4 protein-coding genes are annotated in these 7035 nt (G+C 73.0%); all 4 read left to right on the forward strand.

The window, feature by feature from the left end; all coding sequences use genetic code 11:
• Positions 1-671: 671 nt before the first annotated feature.
• Positions 672-1976 carry a lysine N(6)-hydroxylase/L-ornithine N(5)-oxygenase family protein gene (locus ACOBQU_RS04930; RefSeq protein WP_423624677.1) on the forward strand — a complete coding sequence of 435 codons (1305 nt, stop codon included), beginning with the start codon at positions 672-674 and terminating at the stop codon, positions 1974-1976.
• Positions 1977-2245: 269 nt separating this feature from the next.
• A complete protein-coding gene (locus ACOBQU_RS04935; RefSeq protein ID WP_423624678.1) occupies positions 2246-2503 on the forward strand; it encodes a hypothetical protein in 258 nt (85 codons plus the stop codon).
• Positions 2500-3297: a hypothetical protein gene (locus tag ACOBQU_RS04940; RefSeq protein ID WP_423624679.1), complete on the forward strand. Its 798-nt coding sequence runs from the start codon at positions 2500-2502 to the stop codon at positions 3295-3297. The genes ACOBQU_RS04935 and ACOBQU_RS04940 overlap by 4 nt, the downstream gene beginning before the upstream one ends.
• 764 nt (positions 3298-4061) lie before the next feature.
• The gene (locus ACOBQU_RS04945) at positions 4062-6854 is read left to right on the forward strand and encodes a LuxR C-terminal-related transcriptional regulator (protein WP_423624680.1); all 2793 of its coding nucleotides are present in this window, start codon (positions 4062-4064) and stop codon (positions 6852-6854) included.
• Positions 6855-7035 lie beyond the last annotated feature (181 nt).

Consider the following 7035-nt stretch of genomic DNA (forward strand, 5'->3'; position numbering starts at 1 on the left):
TCCCGACCGTTACGGAGCACTCATCCTGGCCGCCGATCAACACGCCTCGCAAGCGTGCGGGAGCGCTCTCCCCTATTCCCGCACGCACGCGTTGCCCCGGACTCATCCGAAGCAGTCGTGAGCCTGCTGGAAAAGACCGTTCCCGAACTCCTAGCGAATTCTTGACGCGCCGCGGAAAACGCGGAGCGGGAAGCGATACCGCGTACGGCGGAAGCGGCCGCCGCTCAAGCGCCGACGCGATCCCAGAAGCCGTACGGGACGGGCCGTCGACCGCTGTGGATCGCCGCCGCGTCACCCGTGTGAGCGGCCATTCTTCCGTTCCGAGCGGGTCAGGGCCGCGGGGCGCCACCACGGCCGGGGCAGGAGCGGCAGGCGTGCGGGCATCACCCGAGCCGGGCCTTCGGCGGCTCCTTCGGGCGCCCGAAAGGGGGAACGGCCGCCGTGAAGGGATGGCTTATTCCGGCGTTTCCGGGCGTCTTCCCGCTTCTTGACAAGGGCATCCGGCGGCCAACAATTGACCCGTGTTCCGCTGATCCCCTTTCACCCGGCGGCCGACACAGCGAACGCCCCGCGGGGCCGATTGCGCCCCGCCGCCGCTGAACTCCCCGCTCTCCCGCGCGGGATCGCCGCCGCATCCACGGAGCCCTAACCCGAGACGGGGGTATTTCCCAATGACCGAACAGCACTTCGGCGTGATCGGAATCGGTGTCGGACCCGCCAATCTCAGCCTGGCCGCGCTGCTCAGTCCGCACCGGGAGTTCACCAGTCTGTTCCTGGACCGGAAGGAATCCTTCGGCTGGCACGACAGCCAGCAGATACCCGGCACCTCGCTCCAGGTCTCGATGCTGAAGGACCTGGTCAGCCTGGCCGACCCGACCAACCCCTTCTCGTTCCTGAACTATCTGCACGACCAGGGCCGCATCTACCACTTCATCAACGCGCAGTTCGACGCCGTGCCCCGGCAGGAGTTCCGCAACTACCTGGAGTGGGCGAGCTGGCGGATGAAGAACGTGGTGTTCGGGCAGGAGGTGCGGACGATCGAGTTCGACGGCGTGTTCCGGGTGCACACCGACGAGCAGGTCTTCGCCGCGGAGAACATCGCCCTCGGCGTCGGCAACGAGCCGTGGCTGCCCCCGGCCGCGCGCGGCATCGACGCCGTCGGCCAGTTCCACGTCTGCGACTTCGTGGACCGGGCCGTGGGCCTCGGCGGCAAGCGGGTCGTGGTGGTGGGCGGCGGCCAGTCCGGCGCCGAGGCGTTCCTCGACCTGATCTCGCGCGAGGGCGACGAGCTGCCCAGCCGGGTGGCCTGGGTGTCCCGGCGCCGCAACTTCGCGCCCATCGACGACTCGCCGTTCACCAACGACTACTACATGCCGAGCTATTCGGAGTACTTCTACGACCTGGCGCGAGGCGCCCGCGAGCAGATCAACCGGGAGAACGTCCTCACCAGCGACGGCATCTCGGAGTCGACGCTGCGCGCCATCTACCAGCAGACCTACCACCGCCGGTTCATCGCCCGCGCGCCCGGCCTCATCAGGATGTGGCCCAACCGCGAGGTCACGCGGGTGGTCCCGGCCGGGCAGGGCTGGACACTGACGGTGGCCAACAACGACTTCCCCGGTGAGCCCCGGGAGACCACGGCCGACGTGGTCATCTGGGCGACCGGGTTCCGCACCGGCCCCCTCGACCTGCTCGCGCCCCTGGCGGACCGCCTGGAGCACGACGGCGGCGAGTACCTGGTCGACCGGGACTACGCGGTGCGCTGGGACGGCCCCGCCGACCGCAACATCTTCGTACAGAACGCGACCCCGGCCCAGCGCGGCCTCGCCGACAAGAACCTGAGCCTGCTCGCCTGGCGCAGCCAGCGCATCGTCGACCGCCTGCGCGGCGTCCGGCGCGACGAGCAGCTGGCGTCGTTCGTGGAGTGGGCGGACGACGGCAGCGAGGAGAGCGGCGACCTGCGCGAGACCGCGTGACCCCACCGCGCTCGCGCCCCTGCCCGTCGGCCGGGGCGGGCCTTCCCGTCCCGCCCGCCCCGGTCGGCGGCTCCGCGGCTCCCACCGGGGGCGCCAGCCGGTCGCCGGGGCGCACGGGCCGCCGTAGAACGCCCCCCGCGCACACAGGCGAGCCCCCCGGACGTCTGGCGTAGCCGGGCCGCCAGCACCTTCGCTACCGGCCACGACGCCCCTACGCTGACCTCCCGGCGCATCGGCACTCGCACGGTGCGGGCCGGTCAGGGGGGCACATGGGGGTGCAGGGCATGGCCGCGGGCGCCGTGGCGGCGGCGGTCGTCGGCGCGATCGGGGTGATCGTGGCGGCGCTGATCACGGTGTGGGGAAGCGATGGCAACGGTGGCGGGGGCGGCCCGGGGTCGGTCGTCCAGACCAACAGGAACGGCGACAACGTGGCCTGCGTCGGCGAGCACCTGGTGTGCGCTCCCGGCGCGACGGCCCGCGTGTCCGGCCCCGACCTGCCGACGCCACACGGGAGTTCGGGCGGATGAGGGTGGCGCTGCGCGCCCCCGGGGTGCTGCTGCTGTGCCTGCTGCTGCCCGTCGCCGCCTGTAGCGGCGACCGGGGGCCCGCGCAGGAGCAGGGCAACGAGAACGGCGACAACATCGCCTGCATGGGCCATCACAACAAGTGCGTCGTCGTGCCGCCGCCCGTCACGACCACCGCGCCGACGGCGACCCCGACGTCCGCCTCGCCCTCCGCCACCGGCCCCTCCCCCAGCGACACGCCGACGCCCACACCCATGCCCTCGGATTCAGGCGGCGACGGCGCGAGCGGCGGGACCAAGGACGACGACGGGGACGACAGGGGAGACGAGTCGGCCGCGGGAGGCGGCGGTGGCGGAGCGGCACCGGACGGCTCGGGCGTCAGCGCGCTCCTGGAGCGCGCGCCCCGAGCGGTCCTGCACGGCCCCGGAGCCGCCTTGCTGCGCGTCGCCGTACTCGACGTACCGCGTCCGCAGCCCCGGTGGAGCACCCTGGGCATCGGCGCCCGCCAGCTCCGCGCCGCGGGCGTGGGCGGCGTGCTGTTCCGGCTGCCCACGCCGGTCCCGGCGTCGGTGAGCGTGGACACGGCCGAGGCCCCGGCGGACGTCGAGTACGTCTTCTTCGACGGCGGGCAGCGGCGCCTGGGCACCATGACCGCCGCGGGGTGCGCGGTGCTGTGCCCCTCGCTGACGCAGAACGTCGTCGCCGCCCCGCAGTACCAGCACCTCCTGGTCACGGCCGCCGGGCGCAGCGCGGGCTGGCCGCTGGGGCAGCGCTACTCCGCGGCGGATGCCGACTAGCCGGGGCGACCCGGGCGCGGGGCGCGCCCGAACCGTGCCGCTGGAGCGCGGTACGGCACATGCCGTCCCAGATGGCCGGAAAGCGGTCACACAACGGACGTACTCGTCCCCCCGCGCATGGCGTCCGTCACATTCCGGTACGACCCGGTCTCCGTTCCTCGCGGCACCCCGCCACGGCGGCGGCCAGGGCGGCGACATGATCGGAAGGGGCCTGCTGCTGCAAAGTTGATCTTGGAGAGCGCTCCCAGAGCGGGCGTCGCACCACCCCCGCGCCAGGCCGAAACCTCCAGTGAAACCGCCGGTAACCCGCGTCCGGGCGCCACTCGCCCTCTTTAATTGCAAATAGAAATGACCATCGATGCGACGGCATTTCAGCTGGCTGAACACGTGGCAAATTTGTTACCGCGCCGGAAGTTACGGTTCCTCTCTTTCCCGGTCTAAAAAGGGCAACAGAACGTGTCTCGGCGCGTCATTTTCACAGCGATCCGGGGCCCCGGAAGGGCCCCCAACGCGGCCGATCCGGCCGCCACAGCAGCAAACCCGCAGGTCAGGCCGCCAGGGGGCACGGCGTGACGCCTCGGCACCGCTGGCGCGCCACGCCCAAAGATCGACTGCTGGACAGTTCTCGAATCCATGACACAAACTTGCAGCGCTCGCCTTTCCGGCCATGCTGGACTCCGGCTAGTTTCATGATCAACGGACCAGGGAGAACTCAGGAAGTGTTGGGGGAACGAAGCACGTTACTGGAACGTCTTAATGACCTAGTGCTGGAGTCCGCACGGGGCCGGGGGGCCATTGCCGCAATCAGCGGCGGGACGGCGCTGGGCAAGACCACGCTGCTCAACGCGCTGGCGGAGCGGGCGGCCGAGGCGGGCAGCGTGGTGCTCAACGTGGTGAGTTCGCCCCAGGAGCGTCATGTTCCCTACAGCGCGCTGGCCCAGCTCGTGCACGCGATCGACGCGCACTTCCCGGTCACGGACGCACCGGACGACAGCACGGACACCGAACGACCCGGCGGGGCCGCGGACGTCGCCGCCGCCCTCGCCCTGCCCACCGCCCAGGACGACCCGCTGACGATCGCCCTCCAGACGCACCAGCTCATCGCCGACCTCGCGGCCCGGCGCCCGGTGCTGATCGCGGTGGACGACATCCAGCACACGGACCTGGCCACCCTGTCCTGCCTGCGCTACCTGGCCCACCGCCTGGGGCAGCTCTCGCTGGTCCTGGTGTTCACGCACGGCGTCTGCGTCGACGACGAGCCGCCGCGCATCCTGCACGACCTGCTGTACCGCACCAGCGTGCGCCGCTTCGACCTGGCCCCGCTGACCCGCGCGGGCGTCGCGGAGCTGGCCGCCGGTCGCCCCGCGCCCCGCCCGCCGGAGGCACTCCTCACCGAGATCCACCGCCTCAGCGGCGGCAACCCGCTGCTGGCCCAGGCCCTCATCGAGGACCACCGGCTGCGCGCCGTACGGCCGGTGGCCGACGGGACCGAAGCGTCCGCCGCCCCGCGACCGGCCGCCGATGAGGAGCCCGCGATCGGCGCCGCCTACCACCGGGCGGTGCTGGCCTATCTGCATCGGCTGGGGCCCCGCGCCGTCCATCTCGCCCGCTGCGTCGCCCTGTTGGACGAGGCGGCGACGCCGCTGCTGCTCAGCCGGTTCAGCGGCATCGACACCGAACTGCTCAAGCGCTACCTGCGCCTGTTCACCGACATCGGCGTCGTCGACGGGTCCCGGCTGCGGCACGCGGGCGTACGGCAGGCGGTCCTCGCCGAGATGCCGCACGACCGGGCGACCCACCTGCGCTACCGCGCCGCCCGGCTGCTGTGCGACAACGGCGCTCCCCCGCAGGCCGTCGCCTCACACCTGCTCGGCGTCGGTCCGCTGTACGAGGACTGGGTGCTGCCCGTGCTGCGGGAGGCCGCCCAGGAGGCGCTGGCCGACGGCGACGCGCCGCAGACCGTGCGGTACCTGGAGCTGGCGCGCGAGTGTTCCCTGGACGAGACCCAGCGCCTGTCGGTGAAGTCGCAGTACGCCTACGGCCAGTGGGTGCTCAGCCCCGCCGACTCCGCGCTGCACTTCCTCGGCCTGAAGGACCCCATCCTGGAGGGGAAGCTCACCGGCCCCGACGCGCTGTGGGTCGCCGAGGGCATGCTGTTCCACCTGCGGTTCGACGAGGCCGTGGAGGTCGTCGACCACCTCGACGACGAGGGCGACGACGACCTCGCGCCCGCGCTCCAGGCCACCCGGATGCTGATGCTCTCCGAGGTGCCGGGCGTGCTCGACCGGCTGCGCCGCCCGCTGCCGCCCACCACCGCCCCGCCCACCTCCCACTCCGAGGTGCGGGCCCGGCACGCCCTGGCCCGCGTCCTGGAGCGCGGCGCGGACCCGTACGCGATCGCCCTGGCCGAGCAGGTCTTCCAGGGCAGCAAGAGCCAGCCCACCACCAAGCTCAGCGGGCTGCCCAAGGCCCTGCTGGCGCTGGCGTACGCCGATCAGCTCGACGCCGCCGACCAGTGGTACGCGTTGCTGGCCGCCGACGCCGGGGAGCAGGACGCGCCCGGCTGGCGGGCGCAGATCGAGGGCGTGGGGGCGCTGATCTCGCTGCGCCGCGGGCGGCTCGGGGACGCCGTGCGCCGCGCGGAGCTGGCGCACGCCCGGCTCTCCGGGCCGCGCTGGAACGTCAGCAGCGCGCTGGCCCTCGCGATCCTCGTGGAGGCCCACACCGCACGGGGCGACCACCAGGCGGCGGCCGGGTACCTGCGGCCGGAGCCGCCGCCCGAGCTGTTCCTCACCCGCGCGGGCCTGCACTACCTGTACGCGCGGGGCCGCCACTACCTGGCGACGGGCAACACGCACCTGGCGCTGTCCGACTTCCAGGAGTGCGGCAGGCTGATGCGGCGCTGGAACCAGGACACGCCCGCCGTGGCGCCCTGGCGGCTCGGGGAGGCCGAGGCCTGGCTGCGGCAGGGCGACCGGGAGCGGGCGGCGCGCCTGGTGGAGGAGCAGCGGGCACTGCCGGACGCCGGGCTCGCCCGGTCGCGCGGCATGATCCTGCACCGGCTGGCGCTGGTCCAGGACACCGCCCAGCAGCCGCCCGTGCTCGCGGACGCGTTCCGGCTCCTGGAGGCCAGCGGCGCCCGCTACGAGGCGGCCACCGTCCTCGCCGACCTCAGCCGCGCCTACCAGCAGCTGGGCGACAAACGGGCCCGGCCCACCGCGCGGCGCGCCTGGCGGCTGGCCAAGAGCTGCCAGGCGGAGTCCCTGTGCCAGGCGCTGCTGCCGACGTCCGCGCCCCGCGCCACCCCACCCCAGAGCGCGCAGGCCCGCGGCGGCGAGCGGGCGGGCCGCGACAGCTTCGACCGGCTCAGTCAGTCCGAGCGCCGCGTCGCGGTCCTCGCCACCCAGGGGTACGCCAACCGCGAGATAGCGGAACGGCTGTTCATCACCGTCAGCACCGTCGAGCAGCACCTGACTCGTGTCTATCGCAAGATGGGCATCAGGAACCGCGAGCAGCTGCTCCAGGGCGCCCCCACCGGCGACCTGACGACGGTCTGACCCCCACGTCCGCACCACCCGCAGCACCCCGCGCGGGGCCACCACCAAGGCCCCGCGCGGCCGTTGTCGTCCGCCCGTCCCCGTGCCCGGGGGCAGGCGGACGACGCGTTTCGGCACCCGGACGAGCCCCGCCCCCTGCCCCCTACGCGCACCCGGCCCCCTAAGGCACCCCTGTCGCGGT

It is taken from the genome of Streptomyces sp. G45 (assembly GCF_049542095.1).
Taxonomy (GTDB): Bacteria; Actinomycetota; Actinomycetes; order Streptomycetales; family Streptomycetaceae; genus Streptomyces.

What these genes read in the sequence shown, in the direction of transcription:
- ACOBQU_RS04930 (WP_423624677.1), top strand. Translation starts at nt 672, where the DNA reads ATGACCGAACAGCACTTCGGCGTGATCGGAATCGGTGTCGGACCCGCC.
- ACOBQU_RS04935 (WP_423624678.1), top strand. Translation starts at nt 2,246, where the DNA reads ATGGGGGTGCAGGGCATGGCCGCGGGCGCCGTGGCGGCGGCGGTCGTC.
- ACOBQU_RS04940 (WP_423624679.1), top strand. Translation starts at nt 2,500, where the DNA reads ATGAGGGTGGCGCTGCGCGCCCCCGGGGTGCTGCTGCTGTGCCTGCTG.